The 21,172-nt window shown below is 68.7% G+C and carries 15 protein-coding genes and 5 pseudogenes; 6 read left to right on the forward strand and 14 right to left on the reverse strand.

The annotated features are described in order from the left end of the window. Positions 1-59: 59 nt before the first annotated feature. Positions 60-503 (forward strand): response regulator transcription factor, encoded by a 444-nt coding sequence (locus GJ632_RS01785; RefSeq protein WP_191451894.1) that lies wholly within the window; start codon positions 60-62, stop codon positions 501-503. On the opposite strand, the gene GJ632_RS01790 is transcribed toward GJ632_RS01785, so the two are convergent. The 3 genes from GJ632_RS01790 to GJ632_RS01800 form a co-directional block, all read right to left on the reverse strand. Then, positions 497-901, reverse strand: a complete 405-nt coding sequence (locus GJ632_RS01790; protein ID WP_089809672.1) for a DUF5518 domain-containing protein — start codon at positions 899-901, stop codon at positions 497-499. The two genes, GJ632_RS01785 and GJ632_RS01790, sit on opposite strands and share 7 nt — an antisense overlap. Before the next feature lie 150 nt (positions 902-1,051). Continuing rightward, on the reverse strand, positions 1,052-2,395 hold the full coding sequence (locus GJ632_RS01795) for an NAD(P)/FAD-dependent oxidoreductase (protein ID WP_191451895.1): 1,344 nt from the start codon (positions 2,393-2,395) through the stop codon (positions 1,052-1,054). Positions 2,396-2,495: 100 nt separating this feature from the next. Then, positions 2,496-3,341, reverse strand: a complete 846-nt coding sequence (locus GJ632_RS01800) for a DUF6544 family protein (protein WP_191451896.1) — start codon at positions 3,339-3,341, stop codon at positions 2,496-2,498. 94 nt (positions 3,342-3,435) lie between these two features. On the opposite strand from GJ632_RS01800, the pseudogene GJ632_RS25075 reads away from it, so the two are divergent. Next, positions 3,436-4,270, forward strand: a pseudogene (locus GJ632_RS25075) (phosphoenolpyruvate hydrolase family protein). A gap of 27 nt (positions 4,271-4,297) precedes the next feature. Here the strand turns inward: GJ632_RS25075 and GJ632_RS01810 are convergent. Next, a complete protein-coding gene (locus GJ632_RS01810) occupies positions 4,298-4,705 on the reverse strand; it encodes a cupin domain-containing protein (protein ID WP_089809665.1) in 408 nt (135 codons plus the stop codon). 161 nt (positions 4,706-4,866) lie between these two features. On the opposite strand from GJ632_RS01810, the gene GJ632_RS01815 reads away from it, so the two are divergent. Continuing rightward, positions 4,867-6,090, forward strand: coding sequence for a Tm-1-like ATP-binding domain-containing protein (locus GJ632_RS01815; RefSeq protein ID WP_191451897.1), 1,224 nt, complete (start codon positions 4,867-4,869; stop codon positions 6,088-6,090). Between the two features lie 79 nt (positions 6,091-6,169). On the opposite strand, the gene GJ632_RS01820 is transcribed toward GJ632_RS01815, so the two are convergent. The 4 genes from GJ632_RS01820 to GJ632_RS01835 all read right to left on the reverse strand — a co-directional run bounded on the left by GJ632_RS01820 (position 6,170) and on the right by GJ632_RS01835 (position 8,147). Beyond that, the gene (locus GJ632_RS01820; protein ID WP_191451898.1) at positions 6,170-6,349 is read right to left on the reverse strand and encodes a hypothetical protein; all 180 of its coding nucleotides are present in this window, start codon (positions 6,347-6,349) and stop codon (positions 6,170-6,172) included. Between the two features lie 70 nt (positions 6,350-6,419). Next, positions 6,420-6,842 carry a CBS domain-containing protein gene (locus tag GJ632_RS01825; protein ID WP_191451899.1) on the reverse strand — a complete coding sequence of 141 codons (423 nt, stop codon included), beginning with the start codon at positions 6,840-6,842 and terminating at the stop codon, positions 6,420-6,422. 136 nt (positions 6,843-6,978) lie between these two features. Beyond that, positions 6,979-7,911, reverse strand: coding sequence for a hypothetical protein (locus tag GJ632_RS21795; protein ID WP_197427810.1), 933 nt, complete (start codon positions 7,909-7,911; stop codon positions 6,979-6,981). Beyond that, positions 7,908-8,147 (reverse strand): hypothetical protein, encoded by a 240-nt coding sequence (locus GJ632_RS01835; RefSeq protein ID WP_089809656.1) that lies wholly within the window; start codon positions 8,145-8,147, stop codon positions 7,908-7,910. Before GJ632_RS01835 ends, GJ632_RS21795 begins: the two co-directional genes overlap by 4 nt. Before the next feature lie 629 nt (positions 8,148-8,776). On the opposite strand from GJ632_RS01835, the pseudogene GJ632_RS01840 reads away from it, so the two are divergent. Continuing rightward, a pseudogene (locus GJ632_RS01840) lies at positions 8,777-11,899 on the forward strand (FAD-binding and (Fe-S)-binding domain-containing protein). 359 nt (positions 11,900-12,258) lie between these two features. On the opposite strand, the gene GJ632_RS01845 reads toward GJ632_RS01840, so the two are convergent. Then, the gene (locus GJ632_RS01845; protein WP_191451900.1) at positions 12,259-12,696 is read right to left on the reverse strand and encodes a hypothetical protein; all 438 of its coding nucleotides are present in this window, start codon (positions 12,694-12,696) and stop codon (positions 12,259-12,261) included. 105 nt (positions 12,697-12,801) lie between these two features. After that, positions 12,802-14,228, reverse strand: a pseudogene (locus GJ632_RS01850) (amidohydrolase). 282 nt (positions 14,229-14,510) lie between these two features. On the opposite strand from GJ632_RS01850, the gene GJ632_RS01855 reads away from it, so the two are divergent. Next, on the forward strand, positions 14,511-15,881 hold the full coding sequence (locus GJ632_RS01855) for an aminotransferase class III-fold pyridoxal phosphate-dependent enzyme (RefSeq protein ID WP_191451901.1): 1,371 nt from the start codon (positions 14,511-14,513) through the stop codon (positions 15,879-15,881). A gap of 86 nt (positions 15,882-15,967) precedes the next feature. Here GJ632_RS01855 and GJ632_RS01860 read toward each other — a convergent pair whose 3' ends face one another. From GJ632_RS01860 to GJ632_RS01875, 4 genes and pseudogenes are all read right to left on the reverse strand, one after another. After that, on the reverse strand, positions 15,968-17,929 hold the full coding sequence (locus GJ632_RS01860) for a CocE/NonD family hydrolase (protein ID WP_191451902.1): 1,962 nt from the start codon (positions 17,927-17,929) through the stop codon (positions 15,968-15,970). After that, positions 17,812-18,591 (reverse strand): DMT family transporter, encoded by a 780-nt coding sequence (locus tag GJ632_RS01865; protein ID WP_191451903.1) that lies wholly within the window; start codon positions 18,589-18,591, stop codon positions 17,812-17,814. Before GJ632_RS01865 ends, GJ632_RS01860 begins: the two co-directional genes overlap by 118 nt. Before the next feature lie 3 nt (positions 18,592-18,594). Further along, positions 18,595-18,942, reverse strand: a pseudogene (locus GJ632_RS01870) (serine/threonine dehydratase); the annotation flags it as partial. After that, a pseudogene (locus tag GJ632_RS01875) lies at positions 18,936-20,212 on the reverse strand (amidohydrolase). The pseudogenes GJ632_RS01875 and GJ632_RS01870, both read right to left, overlap by 7 nt. Positions 20,213-20,381: 169 nt before the next feature. On the opposite strand from GJ632_RS01875, the gene GJ632_RS01880 reads away from it, so the two are divergent. Next, positions 20,382-21,172, forward strand: a 791-nt coding sequence (locus tag GJ632_RS01880; protein ID WP_191451904.1) for an NAD(P)-dependent oxidoreductase, incomplete at its 3' end; no start/stop codon positions are given.

Here is a 21,172-nt window from a genome sequence, read left to right on the forward strand (position 1 = left end):
AAAGCGCCGGTCTCGACAAGAGAACGCGCTATGCGGATGGCGAAGGACGTTCGGTTACGATGAGCAACCCCCCCGCGGACCGAGAGACGACCGTCGTGGTCGCCGACGACGACGAGGACCTCCGCGAGACGTTCGAACTGTGGTTGTCGGCGCGGTCGGCGTGGGACGTTCGCGCGGCGGCCGACGGGCGGGAGGCGTTGGAACTGGTCACGCCCGCCGCCGACGCCGTCGTTCTGGACCGCGAGATGCCCCTCGTCTCGGGGGGCGAAGTCGTCCGCGCGCTCTCGAAAGACGGCTTCGACGGGTCGGTCGTCGTCGTGAGCGGGAACGAACCGGACGCTGACCTCGGAGCGGAAGACGTCTCGTGTTACCTCACAAAACCGGTCTGTCGCGACAGGCTCCTCGACGCCGTCGACGCCGCCCTGGAACGCGAGCGGGCGAGTCGGCCGATTGCTCAGGCGGTGACGGACGGTTCGAAGCGGGACAGCGGGCCCGCTCAGTAGCCGGAGTCCGGCGGCACCGTCTCACCGCTGGCCGACTGCCGTTCCGAGCGGAGATACGCGCCGAGGTAGCCGCCGAGGGCGCTCAGTCCGACGTTCCAGGCGAACAGGAGCGGGAGGACGACGAGGAAGATGATGACCAGTTCCACCCCGCCGGGGACGCCGAACCCCCCCATCGCGGTCCCGAACAGCGTGACCAGACCGAGGACGAGGACGAGGAAGAACGGGAGACTCGCGATTGCGCCGGAGATGGCGCCGATTCTCGCGCCGCGCTTGGGAGACTCGCGCTGGAGGTAGCCGGCGACGCCTCCGCCGAGCACCGGGGAGACGGCCGTAAAGGAGAGCGCGACGGTGACGACTGCGCCGATGACCGCGTTCTTGAGTGTGTTTTCTGTGCTCATGTGCAAGCGTACGACCGCTGTCGAGTTAGATAGTGCGGGCGCTTCCCCGACGCTGAGAATCGGCGGTTACCGGGGACGAAGCGGTGGGGGGTCCCCGACTGCGGACAGGGTCGACGACCGGCGACGAGTGGACGGCCCGCGGTCGGTGACTCACCCGGTCGGGCCGAACACGCGCCAGAGGACGCCGGGACGGAACAGCGTCTCCGGCGGCCGTTCCATCATGAGCACGCGGCTGAACGCGTCACGGAGGGCGCTGTCGGTGTGCGCCGCCCGAATCAATCGGGCGAGGTAGCGGTTCGTCAGGCCGGTCCCGCGGGGCCTCGGCCCGTCGGTCTCCTCGAACGCGAAGTCCGCACCGACCGCGAGCGTCCACGCCGTGTCGACGACTGCCGTCGCGTCCTCGAAGAAGCGAGCGGCGAGGTTCTCGCGGCCGCCGGCGAGCGTGTGGTGCAGCGTCAGCGCTTCGAGGGCGGCGACCGTCATCCCCTGTCCGTAGATGGGGTTGAAGCTCGAGACGGCGTCGCCGACGACGAGCAGGCCGTCCGGGAACTCGTCGAGGTCCTCGTAACGGCGCCTGAGGCTGGTCGGAAACGGGTAGTGAGCCACGTCCTCGCTCGCGAGGGGTCGCGCATCGAGGAGTCGTTCGAGGTGGGGTACCGGGAGGCTCGCGGCGAAGTCGGTCAGGCCGTCGACGTCGGCGGGCGGGTGGTCGCCGTGCAGGCCGAACAGGGTGACTTGCCAGCGGTCGTCTTCGATGGGGAACGCCGCGCCGCCGCGGGTGCGGGGCGGAGACGGGGGGACGAACAGCATGCGACGTTCACCGGCGTCGCGTTCGAGGCGGGCCGTACTGTACGCGATGTCGACGCGCACCTCGTCGGTTTCGGGGCGTTCGAAGCCGTGGTCCGCCAACCACGCCGGGGTGCGGGAGGTCCGACCGGTCGCGTCCACGACCAGGTCGGCCGCGAGTGTCCTCGTCTCGCCGTCGGCCGACGCGACCGCAACTCCGGCGACGCCGTCGCCGTCGGTGAGGTAGTCCGTCCACCGGCAGTTCGGTCGGAGTTCGACCCCGTCGACGTCGGCGACTCGCCGGCGCACGATTCGCTCGAACACGGGTCGGGAGGCGGTGTATATCGGAATCCGACCCGTACCGTCGGCGAGGAAGTCGCCTTCGTCGTAGTGCTTCAGGTCGCTCGCGCCGTCGATTATCAGTCCGCCCGCGGCGACCACGTCCTCACCGAAGCCCGGAAAGAGGTCCGACAGCGTGGCACGCCCGGCCGACAGCAGGATGTGAACGTGTCTGTCCTGCGGGGCGCCGCCGCGAGCAGTCGCGTCCGCCGGGAGCGAGTCCCGTTCGACGACGGTCACCGTCCGAAACTCGTCGGCCAACACGCGGGCGGCGAACAGGCCGGCCATGCCCGCCCCCACGACGACCGCGCTCCCCCCTCGTTCGCCGGTCCGCCTCGGGTCGTACCGCGGAACCGTGGCTAACGTCATGTCGACTCCCCTCCGACGATATTTCGATCGTGTCTTGTTAAAACATGTCACACTCGGGGGCTCGCCGGTGCCCCGACGGAGAGGCGACGTGCCCGGACAGTCACCGCGTCCGTACGTCGAACCCCGTGATGGTCGCCCGCCAGTACGGCGCGTCGCCGTCGGGGAGGTTCCACTCGACGGACGCCGTCGTCGGCACCGACATCCCCTCGCGGCGTTCGTAGTCGTCGAAGTGGCCGGTCCACCGTTCGAAGCCGTCGTCCGCCTGCCGGTAGCGTTCGTCCGCGGAGACTCGTTCGACGCGGCCGTCCTCGCGGAAGTGGAAGACGACCGACGCGGTGGTTCCCCGGTCCGTGAGCGTCGCCCGGGCCGACCGGTCGTCTCTGGCCTCCCACTCGACGCCCTCGCCGGGGAGGAGTGCGGTCGGGAACCAGACCGCCTCCGCGAGGTAGCGGAGCAGTTCCCCCTCGTCCATCTCCGGAGTGGGGTCGGCCGTCGCGACCGGAACCGTCGAGAGGGCCATCGCGCGCAGCGACCCGCGGCCGCGTTCGTACGCGTCGACCACGCGAACCGGGAGGAACGGTAGCATCCGGATGTCGGCGTCCCAGACGAACCCCGGCGGGTTCGTCGTGTAGTGCTGGGTGGCCACCAGCGGCTTCCAGTCGTCCTCGTCGTCGCCGAGGCGGAACTCGCCGCGTTGCTCCAGTCGCGCCGAGCGAACGCGAGACTGTCCGTCCCGCAGGACCGTCTCGAAGTAGCGCCGGACCGGTTCGGGGAGGTCGGCCACGTCGTCGCGGCCGTACGTCGGTTTCGAGGGCGGGTCGGCGTCCGCGAGGAGGGTGCGGACGCGCCGCGCCGTCGCGCGTTCGAGGCGGACTCGACTCAGGGCGACGGCGGCGACGGCACCGAGGGCGGCGGCGGAGAGCCACCGAGCGGATTTCGAGGGCATACCGGCCGTTCGACCGCCACCGACCTGAGTGTTCGCCACGGGGTCGACGCGGGGCAACGTTGATGCGACCGTCTCACGAACGTGTGAACGAGCCATGATGTTCACACGAGAGGAGTCGCTCTCGCGACTCCGCGAGACGGTGGCGAACGGCGACCCGGTCATCGGGGCGGGCGCGGGGACGGGCATCTCCGCGAAGTTCGCCGAACGGGGCGGCGTCGACCTCCTCATCATCTACAACTCCGGCCGGTACCGGATGAACGGCCGCGGGTCGCTCGCCGGCCTGTTGCCGTACGGCGACGCGAACGAAATCGTCCTCGACATGGGTCGGGAGGTCCTGCCGGTCGTCGAGGACACGCCCCGTCCTCGCGGGGGTGAACGGCACCGACCCGTTCCGGCGGATGGAGGTGTTCGTCGAGGACCTGAAGCGGCGAGGATTCTCCGGCGTGCAGAACTTCCCGACGGTCGGCCTCATCGACGAGGACAGCAGCTTCCGGCAGAACCTCGAAGAGACCGGGATGGGGTACGACAAGGAGGTCGAGATGATTCGAGAGGCGTCCGAGCAGGGGATGCTGACCTGCCCGTACGTCTTCAGCGAGGAACAGGCCCGCGCGATGACCGAAGCGGGCGCCGACGTGGTCGTCTCGCACATGGGGCTGACGACGTCCGGTGACATCGGCGCGGAGACGGCACTCGACCTCGAAACCGCCGCCGAACGGGTGCAGGCGCACCACGACGCCGCGAAGTCGGTGAACGAGGACGTGATGGTCATCTGCCACGGCGGCCCCATCGCGTGGCCGGACGACGCCGAGTACGTCCTCAACGAGACAGAGGGGGTCGTCGGCTTCTTCGGTGCGTCCAGCCTCGAACGACTGCCGACGGAACAGGCCATCGAGAATCAGGCCAAGGAGTTCAAGTCGATTCAGTTCTGACGCCGCGTCGGCCGGCCCGCCGGGCCCTCACTCCGGGAGTTCGCCCGGTGGGATGACCTCACAGTCGGGTAGGTCGCGGAGTTCCTCCTCCGGCCCCGGCGGCGCGTACACCGCCAGCAGTATCAGCGGTTCCCACCCGGTGTTGACCGTGCCGTGCGGGACGCCCTCCGGAACGTGGAGCATGTCGCCCGCGGCGATGTCGCGCGTCTCCTCGCCTATCTCCTGTTCGCCTTCGCCGCGAACGACGTACAGCATCTCGTCGCTCTCGGGGTGGGTGTGTCGCTCGTGGCCCTTTCCGGGGTTCAGTCGGACGACGCCGCAACTCATCCGCGATGACCCCGTCTCCGCCGGCGTCGACATCCACTTCAACACGCCCCACCCGAACCGCTGGCTCTCCACGTCCTCCGGCGAGACGAATCGCTTCTCGTCTGACATGAACCCCGATAGACGCCGGATAACAATATTCTTTCGTGCTATTTACCGCCGCTCGTGGCGGCGACGCGTCCGACGACCGGCCGGGTCGCGGTCTGCGCTCGGACCCGCTCGGGCCGTCTCTCGCCAACGTTTATCACGATTCTCGATGATAGTGAGTTGACATGGCCGTCGTCGTCATCGGAACGTTAGACACGAAGGGTGAAGAGATCGGATTCGCGCGAGACGTCGTCGAGTCGCAAGGACTGGACGTACACGTGGTGGACGTCGGCGTGATGGGGGGGCCGACGATAGAACCCGACACGTCGGCCGAAGCCGTCGCGGAGGCGGCGGGGACGACGCTCGAACGCCTGCGCGCGGACGCCGACCGGGGCGCGGCGATGGAGGCGATGGGCGAGGGTGCGGCCGCCGTCGCGGAGCGACTCCACGAGGACGGGACGCTGAAGGGCGTCCTCGGTCTGGGCGGGTCTGGCAACACGTCCATCGCGACCACGGCGATGCGGGCGTTGCCCGTCGGCGTCCCCAAACTCATGGTCTCGACGATGGCGTCCGGCGACACGGAGCCGTACGTCGGGTCGCGGGACGTGACGATGATGTACTCCGTCGCCGACATCGAGGGGCTGAATCAGCTCTCGCGGACGGTCATCGCGAACGCCGCCCTCGCCGTGGCGGGCATGGTCGCCAACGACCCGGGCATCGACGTCGAAGAGAAGCCCACCATCGGCATCACGATGTTCGGCGTCACGACGCCGTGCGTGAAGACGGCGCGGAAGATGCTCGAAGACCGCGGGTACGAGACCATCGTCTTCCACGCGACGGGGACCGGCGGACGCGCGATGGAGGACTTGATTCGCGAGGGCGTCGTCGACGGCGTCCTCGACGTGACGACGACCGAGTGGGCCGACGAACTCGTGGGGGGCGTCCTCAACGCCGGCCCGGAGCGACTCGACGCCGCCGGCGAGGCGGGCATCCCGCAGGTGGTCTCGACGGGCGCGCTCGACATGGTGAACTTCGGGCCGCGCGACAGCGTCCCCGACGAGTTCGAGGGGCGACGGTTCCACGTCCACAACCCCCAGGTGACGCTGATGCGGACGACGCCGGAGGAGAACGCGGAACTCGGCCGCATCGTCGCCGAGAAACTCAACGCCGCGACCGGTCCGACCGCACTCGCCCTGCCCCTCGGCGGCGTCTCGATGCTCGACGTCGAGGGCGAGGACTTCCACGACCCGGACGCCGACACCGCCCTGTTCGACGCGCTACGGGAACATCTCGACGACGACGTGGAACTGCTCGAACTCGACGTTCCCATCAACGACGACGCGTTCGCGGAGGCGATGGTAGAGCGACTCGACGCGTACATGCGGGCGGCCGGGCGCGCGCCGGAGTGACGAGGCGACCGATACCAGCGCGTTCACCGGCGAGACGGTCGACCGACCGGCGGGACGCGACCACGGCCCCTGCGGTCGGTCAGCCGAGCGTCTCCCACCGTCGGTACAGAGCGACACCGAACACGAGGACGACGGCGCCGACGCCCACCTGACGACCGACGGTTCCGAATTCGCCGTTCTGCAGGGCGACGACCGCTCGGGCGGCCATCACGACCGTGACGGCCGAGACGAGCAACAGAACGGCGTGACGTGTCTCCATACACCCGCTAGTCGGTTCGCCAACAAAAGGTTGCAGTTAGCACACGGCGACCGACGTGGGCCGCCGCCGACTAGTAGGGGGGAGACTCCGCCTCGATGACGCCGGCGAGGTTGCCGAGTTCGGCGACGAGGAGTCTCACGAGGTCGTCGAGCGTCACGATGCCGACGACGTGCCCGTCGGCGTCGACCACGGGCATCCGGCGCACCTCGTCTCGACACATCGCGTTCGTGAGTTCGAGGATTCCCTCGTTGACGTTCATCGTCCGCGGGTCGGGCGTCATGACGTCGCTCGCGGTCATCGTCGCGGGGTCGGCGTCGCCCCGGAGGGTCGCAAGGGCGAGGTCGCGGTCGGTGACGATGCCGACCGGCGCGCCGTCCTCGGTGATGACCACGCTGCCGACGGTGCGCTCTGCCATCGTGTCGGCGAGTACCTCGACGCTCGTGTCCGGTCCCGCAGTCTCGACTCCCGGGGTCGCCACGTCTTCCAGTGTCATGGCGAGTACCCGTACACGAGGAGAGCTGTTAACCTCCGTCGTCAGTTCCCAAAGCGTGAAAATATCACGCACAGTCCGTCCGGCCGTCATCCGAGGAGACGAGACAAGGTGACTGACTCCCGAACCGTCGGAGCCGTCAGGTTCGTTCGACGGGCGCGGGCGCGTTCGAGAGCTGAACGGTCGTTTGGGCTCGTTCGACCTCGGGCGGCACGTAGACGTCGGTTTCGAGCGTCTTCGTGGCGCCGGGGCTGACGACGCCCGCGGGACAGACGCGGCGTGCGACCGGGACGCCGTCGGCGTCGTACAGGTCGACGACCACCGAGACGTCGGCCGCCTCTCCCTCGTTGGTGACGGTCAGTTCGACCCGAACGAGTTCGTTCGTGGCGGCCGCAACGTCCGTCTCAGTGCCGGTCGCGTCGTAGAACGCGACGCGGTCCACGGTGACGTGGCCGTCCCTGTCGCCGATGTACCGGAACAGTCGCCGGGAGATGTCCTCGTAGAGTCTGTCCCCCTCGGACCCTCGTTCGAAGAGCGCGCCGACGGCGTTGAGGTCGGCGCGCAGGTCGCTGGCGATGGTGCGGCGGTTCCGCGTGTTGGTCTTCAGACGCACGTAGTCGCTGACGAACGCGTCGAACGCCGCCGGAAGTTCGCCGTCGTACAGCTCGGCGTACGCCCTGAGTTCGGCGTCGAAGTTTATCAACGGGGGGAGCGGCGCGGACGCCTTCCCGACGGGGACCCACGGCGTCGCCGCCGGTTCGGCGTCCGGTTCGTCGGTCGCCGAGACGGTGGGGCGGTCGAAGTAGCCGAGGCGGTCCAAGAGCGCCGCGAAGACGGCGCTGAGAGCGGTGACGAACAGCACCCCGACCGTGAGCAGGTTGGAGGCCGGGGCCGGCAGCGTGAACTGGAACAGCGCGATGAACACGGCGGTCACGATGGCCACGACGAGGAGGAACGACCCCAGGTTGGCGTCCTCACCGGTGACGAACTCGATGGCCTTCAGGAACGACGGCTCCGCCTCCGCGTCGGTGGAGGCGTCCGGTCGTTCGACCAGAGTCGTGCGATCGCTCATCGGGAGGGCGCTCCGGTGATGTCGTCGCGCCGCGCGTCGGCGGCCCGTCTGAGGACCTGAACGAGATGTGAGACCCAGAGACCGGCGGTGAAGCCGAACAGCGTTCCCACGGCGGTCGCTCGGAGCGACGCTTCGAGCGGTGCGAACGCGGCGGCGATACACAGCGTCCCGAAGAGGAGCATGAGACCGTACTGGACGCGTGTGTCCCGGTTCGCCCGCCGCAACTCGGCTAACATAATTATTTGTTGTACGAGACGTAACATGATAAGCGTAGTACCCAACGGCGGAGGAGAGAGGGAGTCTGAAGGGAGACGACCGGAACGACCTACCGGGTAGCGGAACGACCGAGAACCGAGTGCCGGAAGGCGAATGTCGGGGACCCCTCCACCACGTAGTGAGCGATTCGTGAGCGAAGAGAGCAGATATGTAACGCGACGTGCAGATTGTGATTACGTAGAGAGTTCGGGAGAGTCGGACGCCGTACGCTCTCCTGGAACGAATGTCCGATGCGGCCGTCTAGTCGTATCTGTGACGTATTCGCGTCCACGGATGTGTCACGTGATTCCGATACATCAACGAGACCCGAGGGCGCGTGTTCGGTAGTACCGAATTCCCCCGGGAAAGCGGTCCACGTCGTCGATGCCCGTCGACTTACCGGCGCGTCCGCATCCGGGAACGGACCGGACGGTCAGACTTATCGGCGTGTGTGCGATACGCACGACCAGTCATGTCACCCATCGTCAGCAGACGAGGTGTGCGTTTCCGTCGCGGGAGACCCACCGGAGGATCCGCGTGAGCGAAGCCGTCACGAGTCGCGCCGGCGGAGCACCGTCGAACGGAGTCGAGACTCTCTCGCCCCGCACAGATGTCTGACCGCACGCAGATACCGATTCGGACCGGACCAGACGCGGACCGACGCGCCGACTACGACTACGTCTCCGACGACGCGAACGGCCGGACCTCCTCGACGCGCTCCGAGGCCGAGTCGACGGCGACGTCCGGTTCGACACCTACACGCGGCAGTTGTACGCGACCGACGCGAGCGCCTACGAGAGTACCCCGATCGGCGTCGTCTACCCCGATTCGACCGACGACGTGGCCGCCGTCGTCTCCCACTGCGCCGAAAACGAGATTCCGGTCCTGCCGAGGGGCGGGGGGACGAGTCTCGCCGGGCAGGCCGTCAACGAAGCCGTCGTCCTCGACTTCACCCGGCACATGGACGACGTGGTGGAACTCGCCCCGGAGGACAGAGTCGCCCGCGTTCAGTCGGGCGTCGTCCTCGCGGACCTGAACGACGCGCTCGCCCCGCACGAACTGAAGTTCGCGCCCGACCCGGCCGCGGGTAACCGGAGCGCCGTCGGCGGCGCCATCGGAAACAACTCCACGGGCGCACACTCGCTCGTCTACGGCAAGACCGACGCCTACGTCGAGTCCTGCGAAGTCGTCCTCGCCGACGGCACCGTCACCACGCTGGGCGAGACGGACGTCGCCGACCTGCGGGCGGAGGCCGACCCGACCGGGACCCTCCTCGAACGGGTGTACGCCGAAGTCGTCCGCATCCTCGACGAGGAAGCCGAAGCGGTCAACGCGCGTTTCCCGGACCTGAAGCGCAACGTCTCGGGCTACAATCTCGACGTGCTGGTCGCGGAGGCGGAGACGGGCACCGTCAACCTCGCGCGACTCCTCGCCGGGAGCGAGGGCACGCTGGCAGTCGTCACCGAAGCGGAGGTGTCGCTCGAACCCGTCCCCGAGACGAAGGCGGTGTCGCTACTGTTCTACGAGAGCGTCCTCGACGCGGTGACCGACGTGCAGTACGTCCTCGAACACGACCCGGCCGCCGTCGAACTCGTCGACGACGTCCTCCTCGGGTTGGCGCGGAACACGGCCGAGTTCGAGGACGTGGCCGCACTCGTCCCCGGGGACGCGCAGGCGCGTTGCTGGTCGAGTTCTACGCCGGCGACGACGAGGCGGGACGAGCGCAGACGGCCGACCTGTTGACCGACAGGGTTCGGGACGCCGACAGCGACGCGACGGAGGCGGGGACGGCGGCCGAGGGGGCCGCGTCCGGGCCGACGCTCGCGTTCGAGGGGTTGGAGGCCCACGACGAGTCCGACCGGACGCAGTTCTGGACGCTCCGGAAGGCCGGGCTCCCAATCCTCCTCTCGCGCACCTCCGACGAGAAGCACATCAGCTTCATGGAGGACTGCGCCGTCCCGCCGGAGCACCTGCCGGAGTTCGTCGAGCGGTTCCAGTCGCTCCTCGCGGCGAAAGACCGGGACGTCGACGCCGCGTTCTACGCCCACGCGGGTCCGGGCGTGCTGCACGTCCGCCCGCTCGTCAACACGAAGGCGGCGGAGGACCGCGCGGACATGGTCGAAATCGCCGACGAAGTGACCGACATGGTCGTCGAGTTCGGCGGGAGCGTCTCCGGCGAACACGGCGACGGCCGCGCGCGCACGCAGTGGAACCACAAGCTGTACGGCGACCGGTTGTGGGAGGCGTTCCGCGACCTGAAGACCGCGTTCGACCCGGACTGGCTCCTCAACCCCGGAAACGTCTGCGGCCTGGAGGAGGGAGCGTCCGCGACGGGGACGAGCGCGGTCGAACGCCACGGCATGACCGAACACCTCCGGTACGACGACGAGTACGACTTCGACGCGGGGTTCGAGCCGTCGCTGAACTGGGACAACGAGAACGGGATGCAGGGGATGGTCGAACTCTGTCACGGATGCGGTGGCTGCCGCAGCGGACAGGACACCACCGGGGGCGTGATGTGCCCCACCTACCGCGCCGCCGACGAGGAGATTACCGCGACGCGCGGCCGGGCGAACCTGCTCCGACAGGCGATGAGCGGCGACTTGCCCGACGACCCGACGGACGACGAGTTCGCCGAGGAGGTACTCGACCTCTGTATCGGCTGCAAGGGCTGTGCCCGCGACTGCCCGAGCGAGGTGGACATGGCGAAACTCAAGACCGAAGTCATGCACGCGCGGCACCAAGAGCACGGGTCGAGCCTCCGCGACAAACTGTTCGCGAACGTCGACGCGCTCTCGAAGGTCGGGAGCGCGCTCGCCCCCCTCTCGACGTCGCACAGTCGCTCCCGGGGGCGCGGACGCTCACAGAGCGGTTCGTCGGTATCGCACGCGAGCGCTCGCTGCCGGAGTTCCGGCGCGAGACGGTCAGAGACTGGTTCGAGAGCCGGGGCGGCGCGCGCGTCTCGGAGGACGACGCGACACGAAAGGCGGTGTTCTTCGCGGACACGTACACGAACTTCAGCCACCCCGAGGTCGGGAAAGCCGCCGTGCGCGTCCTCGAAGCCGCGGGCGTCCACGTGGACGTGGCGACGCGGACGAACAGCGGTCGGCCCCCGCTGTCGAAGGGATTCGTCGGGAAGGCGCGGGAGGCGATGGAGAAGAACGTCGCCGAACTCGCGCCGCGCGTCGCCGAGGGCTGGGACGTCGTCCTCGCGGAACCCTCCGACGCAGTGATGTTCCAGTCGGACGCGCTGGACCTGCTGTCCGGCGAGGACGTCGAAGCCGTCGCCGCGAACGCGTACGGCGCCTGCGAGTACCTCGACGCGTTCCGCCTCGACGCGAACGTGGAGTGGACGGACCCGGACGTGTCGCTGACCTACCACGGCCACTGCCACCAGAAGGCGACGAAGCGAGACCACCACGCCGTCGGCGTCCTCCGCCGGGCGGGGTACGACGTCGACCCGCTGGATTCGGGCTGCTGCGGGATGGCCGGGAGCTTCGGCTACGAGGCCGAACACTACTCGCTGTCGAAGGCCGTCGGCGACATCCTGTTCGACCAAGTGGAGGAGAGCGCCGCGGACGTCGTCACCGCCCCGGGCGCGTCCTGCCGGACGCAACTCGGCGACGGTCGAATCGACCCGGTGCCGGCGACGAGCGCCATCGCGGGAACGGCGCTGGACCGCGACGAACCGCCGACGCCCGTCGAGTTGCTCGCGCACGCGCTGTCGCAGTAACCCCCGCACCAGCGCTTCGAGGACCGTCGCGTGTTCGGGCCGGCGGTCGTCACCGGTCGGTGGTCGTCCGCTCTCGAACCGGTACCCCGATTCGACGATATTTCGACATCTCCCCACTACCGAGTCGTTCGGCCTCGATTACGCTCGGTCGAGAAGCTGACGGGTAATCGGGTTACTGGAGCTGATTTCCGGTTCTACTCACCACCGAGTGGTACGCAGATACTCCGTCGTATCTTATCAAATCGACCCGCGTTGCGGGTTATTTTATCACTTCGATATATTTTCTACCCATTTTTCTCGAACTAATAATTACTCGATTATAATCCTCGTTCGTGCAATACAGCCGGAGCGGTTGGCCGTCACCGGGCGGAGAATCGAGACCCATCGTCGGCTTCACGACCGGTATCGGCGCTCAGATAGCCGGCAACCGCGGCGAGGAGCAGCGTCACCGGTAGGCCGACGACCAGAAGTCCGATGCCGAGACTTCCGTCCACGAGAAAGTAGACGGTCAGACCGAGAGCGGTGACGGTGACGAAGTCCAAGACGGCCGTGATACCGGCCCAGAGCGTCCGAACCGCCGAGTTGGACACCGACCCGCGTCTCACCTGGTCGCGGTAACGCAACCCGGCGTACGTCGCGAACGCCGCGGTCAGTCCGGCGGACAGTCCGACTGGGAGACCGACTATCAGCGAGAAGGCGACCCAAGGTTCGAGGGCCGCGGTGATGCCGACGGCGACGACGGCGAAGCCGAGACTCCCGACGACGAGAGCGATTGCGATTCGGGCGAAGGTGTTCATGCCGAGAACTACGTCGGCCGAGCGTATCTATCCGCCCCCCCCGAGAACCACGAATCGAGAACGACCGTGCCGTCGGACCGGGAGTCTCGCGACCGGTTCGAACCCTCACTCACCGCCCATCGCAGTCACGTCGAACGGCGGTTCCGCGTCGTCGGGAAGCGGCGTCTCGTAGGCGTCCGAGCCGATTTCGGCCTCGAACTCCTCGCGCGCGGCCGCCAGTCGTTCCTCGTCGGCCAACAGGTCGTACGTCGCGCCCGCGAGCACTTTGGCCGCGAAGGCGACGCCCTTCAGTCCGAAGTCGCCGTTCGCCGCGACCACCTGCCACGAGTGGCCGGGGACGCGACGGGCCACGTCGCACCGCGGAACTGGCCGGTCGGCGTTATCCAACTGACGTCGCCGACTTCGGTCGACCCGTGCGTCTGCTGGTCGTGGTCGAACGGTTCGACCGGGTCGGCGTACAGGGGTTCGCCTCGAACCCGGTCGGCGAGTTCGTCCGGGAGGTCCGAGAGGCGCGACTCGATTCGCTCGTCGGCCACCGTCGCCTGCAACTCGGCGGCGAACGCGCGGTCAGCGTCGTCGTAGTCGATGGGACCGACCGCCCGCACGTTCTCCCAGACGACGTTCGAGACGACGTCGTTGGCGCGGTAGTCGTAGCACCCGGTGAGGAACCGTTCCGAGACGGTCGTCTGCGTCATCTTCGCGGCCGCCTCGGCGATATCGCGGAGCCAGTCGGTGTTGCGTTCGACCTCCTCGCGGGTCGGCGCGCGGACGTAGTACCACACCGTCGCCTCGGCGGGGACGACGTTGGGTGCCTGCCCGCCGTTCGTGATGACGTAGTGCATCCGGGCGTCGTCGGAGATGTGTTCGCGCATGTACTCCACCCCGGCGTTCGTCAGTTCGACGGCGTCGAGGGCGCTCCGACCGGAGTCGGGCGACCCACCGGCGTGCGCCGACACGCCCTCGAACGTGAACGTCAGCGAGTCGAGCGCGTTCGAGGAGCCCATCCGCGGCGTGTTGAGGTCGCCGGGGTGCCACGTCAACGCCGCGTCCAGGTCGTCGAACGCGCCCGCGCGGGCCATGTACGTCTTTCCGACCAACGTCTCCTCGGCCGGACAACCGTAGAAGGCGACGGTTCCGTCCACCTCGCCCGCGTCGATGGCCCCCTTCACCGCGACGGCGGCGCCGACCCCCGCCGTCCCGAACAGGTTGTGGCCACAGCCGTGTCCCGGCCCGCCCGGTTCGACCGGGTCCCGGTCGGCCGAGACTCGCTGGGAGAGTCCGGGGAGCGCGTCGTACTCGCCCAAGATGCCGACCGTCGGGTCGCCGTCGCCGTAGGTGGCGACGAACGCCGTCGGCATCCCGCCGACGCCGCTCTCCACCTCGAACCCCTCCGCTTCGAGGGCGTCCCGCAGGACCGCCGCGGACTGCTCCTCGTGGAGGCCGAGTTCCGGCGTCTCCCACAACTCCCGCGCGATACGCGTCAACCGGTCCTCCGCCTCGTCCACCCGGGCGAACACGTCCGATTTTGCCATGACTGACGCTCGAACCGGGCCGTATTCAACCTGTGTCCCGCACGACTGCGCCGCGCGATCCGGTAGTCTTTGTGTTCACTACTGATGTTCACCAGATACATTCACTATGTGTATTTACTCTAAGAAGTCGAGTCGTGGTCGGAGGCCACGAGCGGACTCCACCGTCGATACGCCACGCCAGAGGAACGAGAGGCCCGCTACACGTGGAAATTCTCGATTATTCCTACACTACTGTGCTCAAAAATAATTAGTTTTAATGGACGGCATACACACTCGTTGTGTATGGATAGGCACACCGCGGAACCGACAGCGGAGGGTCTGCCGGGTCCGAACGCGGCCAAGTGGATCGACTTCCACTCCGAGCACGCGGCCCCGAGCGAGTACTCTCACGACTTCGTCTGGGACGTGACCGCCGAGGCGGACGGGCCGTTCGTGACGGACGTCGACGGCAACGTCCTGCTGGACTTCACCTGCCACATCGGCGCGGCACCCCTCGGCTACAACAACGAGAAAGTGCTCGACAAACTCCGCGAGTTCGACCTCGTGGAACCGATGAAGATAGCCGGGCAGGACATGTACTTCGGCGCGGGCGAAGACCCCGAGTCGTCACCGTTCCCCGGGTCCAGCCACCTGATGAAGCGACTGTGCGAGGTGTCCGAGAGGTACGATATGGACACCGTCTTCCTCTCGAACTCCGGCGCTGAGGCGATGGAGAACGCGATGAAGGTAACGCACGACAACGCGCCGGCGGCGAAGTACGGCGTCGCCTTCGAGGGGAGTTTCCACGGGCGGACGCTGGGGACGCTGTCGGTCACCAAGTCCAGCGAGGTGTACACGCGCCACTACCCCCAGATTTCGGGCATCGAGACGGTCCCCTTCTGCACGGACCGGGGGTGTACCGCCGCCACCTGCGACTGCGGGTTCGTGACGGGCGAGGGCACGCAGTTGCGCCGCATGCTCAGTCCGGAGGGCGGCCACGTCAACCCCGCAGAGGTGGCGTTCGTCGTGATGGAGCCGATTCAGGGCGTCGGCGGCTACCGCTTCCCGAGCGACGACTTCATGCAGGAGGTGCAGGACGTGACCGACGAGTACGACATCCCCCTCGTCGTCGACGAGATTCAGTCGGGCGTCGGTCGGACCGGCGAGATGTGGGCGTCGGACCACTACCCCATCGAACCCGACGTCATCGCCAGCGCGAAAGGGCTCCGCGTCGGCGCGACCATCGCGAACGGTGAACTGTTCCCCGCGGAGTCCAACCGGCTCGGGTCGACGTTCGGCGGCGGGGACGTCCTCTCGTCGATGCAGGGCGTCTTCACCCTCGACGCCATCGAGGAGTACGACCTGCTGGAGAACGCGACGGAACGCGGTCGGCAGGCCAAGGAACTGCTCCGCGACGACGCCCCCGAGTACGTGGCGGACGTGCGCGGAAAGGGCCTCATGCTCGCCGTCGAGTTCGACACCGCAGACCGGCGCAACGCCGTCGTCGAGGCGTCGCTCCAGCGCGGACTCCTCACGCTGGGCTGCGGCGAGAAGACGATCCGTCTGCTCCCACCGCTCGACGCCACCGAACGAGAGATTGCGCTCGGTATCGACATCTTCACCGACGCCGTCGACAGCGTGGCGACCCGAACTCCCTCCGCACCGTCCTCGTAGCGCCGTTCGTCCGCCCGAATCCGACGTTCGGCCGCCGCCGCGGCCGACTCGTTTCGTTCGCTACTCGGCGTCGTGACGAGCGACGGCTACCGCGTCCACGTCCGCTCGAACACCGGGTCGCCGTCGTGGGTCACCTCGGTGCGAACGCGGCAGAACGACCGTGAGATGTAGTTACTCGCGCGCACCTCGAACGCCCCGTACCCGTTCTCGACCGTCAGTCGGAGTTCGTTCCGCGCGGACGCGGATCCCGGGTCGTCCTCGGCCACGGACGCCTCGAAGGTGGCGTCGCGCGAGAGCGTCCCGTGCGGGAGGTCCACGGTCAGTTCGTTCGCCTTCTCGACCCGCGCCTCGCCGGAGACGTGCTCCCGGGCGGTCACCCACGAGGACGCGCCCGAAGCGCGTTCGGGCGACGCAGGGAGACTGTCGTCCGGCGGCGCCATCCGAACGGCGTCGTCGAACGCGACGCGCTCCAGCCGTCCCCCCGGGAACGCGACGGTGGCGGGGTCGTCCGGGCGCGACCGGAGCGTGAACGACCCCGACTCGGGCGTCGGGAGCAGTTCCGGGAACATCGACGACCCAACGGCGACCCGGACGCGGTGGCCCGCCTCGAAGACGTGCGACTTCGGCGCGAGCGGGACCGACAGGTCGTACTCCTCGCCGGGCGTCAGCGGTTTCGACTCGTCAATCCCGTCGCGGTACTGCCCGCGGACGGCCCCCCGCGTGACGAGCGTCCCGCTCCCGTCGGGGGCGACGTCGACGACGCGGACGACCACCGTCGGGTCGGCGACGGCGGACTCCAGGGGAAGCGACGCGGCTCCCGTCCCGGTCAGTTCGACCGCCGTCTCCAGCGGTTGCGAGTCGAACGTCAGACTGCGAGCGTCGTCGTCGTTGGTGGCCGACGGCGCGACGGTGGCGCCGTACGGGTCGGTCGAGGAGAGACCGACCGTCGGGTCGAACTCGTACGTCTCCTCGAAGCCCTCGCCGTCGTACTCGGCGGGCGAGACGAGGCCCCCCGGACTCAGAGCGAACGCGACGGTGTCCGCATCCTCCGTCGACAGCGTGGGCCAACGGTCCAGCCCGCGCCACCGACCCGCCGTCGTCCCGCCGCCGTCGAGTTCGGTCCACACGCGGAACTCGGGGTGGTCGAGGACGCCGTGGTCCTCGTCTCGCAGGAACTCGTCGAACCACCGGCGCACCTGCCGGCGGAAGTCGACGGCCGACTCGCGGCCCCGGTGGGGCATCCGGTGTCGCCACGGGCCGAAGAGCACGCGCGTGGGCGCGTCGATTCGGTCGACGTAGCGAAGGGTGTCCTCGGTGTAGGGGTCGCGCCAACCGTCGACGGCGAGGACCGGGACGTCGATTCGCTCGACGGGGATGACCTTGTCGTCCCAGTACGCCTCGTGTGGTTCCGCGTCCAGGAACTGGAACAGCCACGGCTCCCGGTCGCCCAGTCGGTCGAGGCGTTCTCGCCACGCGTCCATCGTCGCCGGGTCGGCGTCCGGGTTCGACGGCGGCTTGGCGTCCAGCGCCTGCATCAGCGTGAGCCAGTCCATCCCGATGGTGAGGAACTCGAACAGGCCGCCGTACGTGTAGGCGTTCCGCACCCCCTCGAACGGGGTGTGGATGGGGACGATGGCTTCCAGCCCCTCCGGTCGCTGCGCGGCGGCGTCGAGGGCGGTGATGCCGCCGTAGGACTTCCCGAACATCCCGACGCGGCCCGTCGTCCACGGTCTGTCGGCGAGCCACGTCACGATTTCGGCGGGTTCGGTCCCCTCGCGGCGCGTGAACGGGTCCTCGATGAACCCCGTCGACCCGCCCGTTCCCACCATGTCGGCGACGACGACTTCGTAGCCGGCGGCGGCGAGGTAGCGGTTGAGCGGGTCGTACGCGCCGTACGTGATACCGTCTTGGTGGTGGTACGGCACGTACATCAACAGCGCCGGCGACGGACCGTCGCCGGCCGGTTCGTACCGCGTCGCGGCGACGGAGTCGCCGGCGACCGGAATGCGGACGTCTTCGTGTCGGACGACATCGTTCGACCCGAGCATTGCCAGCAGTTGACAGCCCTCGGTCTTGTAGGTTCCCCCGTGCGCTCAGCCGACTTGGACGGCGGCCGCACCGCGACGATGGCGAAGACGGCCGCGAGCAGCGCCGGCGACCGCGGCCACTCGCCCGCCAGCGCGTACGACGCGGCGACGACCACGAGCGGGTACGTGCTGACCACCGGGAGGACGGTGACGACCGAGCCGAGGTCGAGGGCGAGGAACATCGCGTACCAGGCGGTTCCGACGAACACGCCGGCGGCGGCGAACGACGCAAGCGCCTCCGTGCTCGTCGTGCCGGCGTACCGCCGCACCCGACCGGAACCGAGTGCGAGCGGGAGTATCGTCGCCACCGCGGGACTGCTGGCCGTGAGGGCGGCGGCGACGGACGGGCCGACCCGGTCGATACCCTCGAAGTAGAGCAGTCGCGAGACGCCCGGGTCGAGGACGCCGGCGACGAGGAACGGCAGGAGAGACGGGAGCGCGGGAACGGTCGGGACGCCCCGGCGAACGAACAGGATGGCCGCGAGGAGCGTGCAACTCGTCACGAGCGTCACCGTCGCCGCCGTCAGCGGCGTGCTGTCGTCGTCCCGCGACAGGCCGTGTCTGACGAACAGCGTCTGGAACCCGAAGCCGACCGACGAGAGCAGGGCGAGTGCGACCGACATCCGTCAGGCGAGCGTGTGCGACGCCACGGCGACGCCGTCCAGTTCGGCCAACGACCCCAGCACCTCACGGAGGTGGTCCGCGCCGTTCCCCTCGATGCCGACGGCGACGGGCGTCCGATTCGGCGGGTCGCCCGCCGTCCGGTCGACCCGTTCGACGGCGTCGAGTCCGGCGCCGGCGTCGGCCACCGCATCGCCGACCCGTCCGAGCGCCGTCGGCCAGTCGGCGACGTGCAGACGCGCCTCGACGTAGCGGTCGAGTTCCAGCAGGCCGGTTCGGGTGAGTTCGGCGTGTTCGGTCAGGTCGACGTTGCCGCCGGAGACGACGCAGGCGACGCGTTCGCCGGTCACGTCGCCTCACCCGCCGACAGCACCGCGTTCGTCAGCACCTCGACGCCGATGGGGAGGCTCCGCTCGTCCACGTCGACGTCGATGTGTGGTGGCTCGTCGGGTGGTCAGTCCCGACGACGAGGTACGTCGCCAGTCCGCCCGCCTCCTGTGCGCGTCCCATGAGGAACGTCGCGTCCTCGCTCGCGCCGAAGTCCGCGTGCGTCCTGACCGTCTCGACGCCGTCCACCCCGCCGGCGACGTCGGCGACGACGCGCGCCAGTTCGGGGTCGCTGTCGACGCGGGGCGACTCGCTGACCACGTCCACGTGCGCGTCGCAGCCGTGCATCTCCGCGGCCGATTCGAGCGTCGTCGAGAGCTTTCCCTTCACGTACTCCATCAGTTCCGTCGTCTCGCCGCGCGCCTCGCCGTGGATGGTCGCCTCCTCGGCGACGACGTTGCTCGCCGTGCCCGACTCCGCGACGCCGACGTTCACTCTGGTCATCCCGTCGGCGTGCCGCGGGATGGCGTAGGCGTTCTGGATGGCCGTTCCGAGCGCCTGCATCGCGTTGTCCCCCTCGTTCGGGGCCTTCCCGGCGTGCGCGGACGTCCCCTCGAACGTCGCGTCCACGTGGCACATCGCGAGGATGCGTTCGATGCCGGCGACGACTTCGCCCGTCGGGTGGTCGAGGCCGACGTGGGCCGCGAACAGGTAGTCCAGTCCCGCGGCGTACTCGCTCTCTGCCATCGGGTGCCCCCCGCCGGACACCTCCTCTGCGGGCTGGAAGAAGACGGTGAGCCGTCCGGAGAAGTCGCTCCGCTTCACCGCGTCGAGGACGGCGAGGCCCCACGTCATGTGGGCGTCGTGGCCGCAGGCGTGCATCGTCTCGTCTACCTCCGAGCGGAAGCCCTCGCGGGCCGGGACGTGGTCGTCGGCCGCGGACTCCTCGACGTAGAGGGCGTCGATGTCCACGCGGACCCCGACGTGCGGTCCCTCCCCCCGGTCGAGGACGGCGACGAGGCCGGTGTTGCCGCCGGCCATCGCCTCGACCAGTTCCTCGTCCGCGCCGCGTTCGACGGCGCGGTCCATCCACGGCCGCACGTCCTCGGGGTCCGGCGCGGCCATCCGGTCCGCCGGGTCGTACGCCTCGGGACCGACCGCGAGTTCGTCCACGCCGATGGATTCGACTTCCTCGACGAGTTTGGCCGTGGTGTAGAACTCCCGCCACCCGGGTTCGGGGTAGCGGTGGAACGCTCGTCGTAACTGACGGAGGTCTAGCGTGGTCGTCGCTGGCATACGACGGTGTAACACACTCCTCCCACTTAATGGTACACAAATTCCGTACACAGCGGATACACAAAAGACTAAGTTCGAGAGTGACAATCGGTCGCTAGCGACTCGGGCCGGACGGAGCCACCGCCGTCCGGCCGGAATCGACCGACCGACACCCACCGATGATTCGACAATGACAGACACACCCGACGTCGTCGTCCTCCGCGAGGGGACGGAAGGACTCTCGATGGAATCGTACGCGGAGACGCTTCGGGACCGCCTCCCCGACCGAACCGTGGCGCTCGCCCGAACGCCGAAGCAGGAACGCGAACTCGTCGCCGACGCGCGCGTCGCGACGGGCATCACGCTCGACCCGGAACTGGTCGAAGAGGCGTCGAACCTCGAACTGTTCGCCTGCACGTTCGCCGGCACGGACCACGTCCCGATGGACGAACTCGCCGCCCGGGGCGTCGCCGTGACGAACGCCGGCGGCATCCACGCGCCCGGCATCGCCGAACAGGCCATCGCGAACATGCTCGTCTTCACCCGCCGCCTCCACGAGGGGTGGCGCCGCAAGGCGAACAACGAGTGGCGGCACTTCCAGTCCGACGAGTTCACCGACAGCACCGTCACGGTCGTCGGTCTCGGCTCCATCGGGCAGGCACTCGTCCAGCGACTGCAGGGCTTCGAGGTGGAGACCATCGGCGTCCGCTACACGCCCGAGAAGGGCGGGCCGACGGACGAGGTGGTCGGCTTCGACGAGGACGCCATCCACGACGCCCTGTCGCGGTCGGAGTACGTCGTCGTCGCCTGTCCGCTGAACGACCTCACGCGCGGCCTCGTCGGCGAGGCGGAGTTCGCCACGATGCCGCCGAACGCCGTCCTCGTCAACGCCGCCCGCGGCGGTATCGTCGACACCGACGCCCTCGTCTCGGCTCTCCAGTCGAACAAGATTCGCGGCGCGGCCCTCGACGTGACCGACCC

The sequence above is a fragment of the Halogeometricum sp. CBA1124 genome, from assembly GCF_009741955.1.
Taxonomy (GTDB): domain Archaea; phylum Halobacteriota; class Halobacteria; order Halobacteriales; family Haloferacaceae; genus Halogeometricum; species Halogeometricum rufum.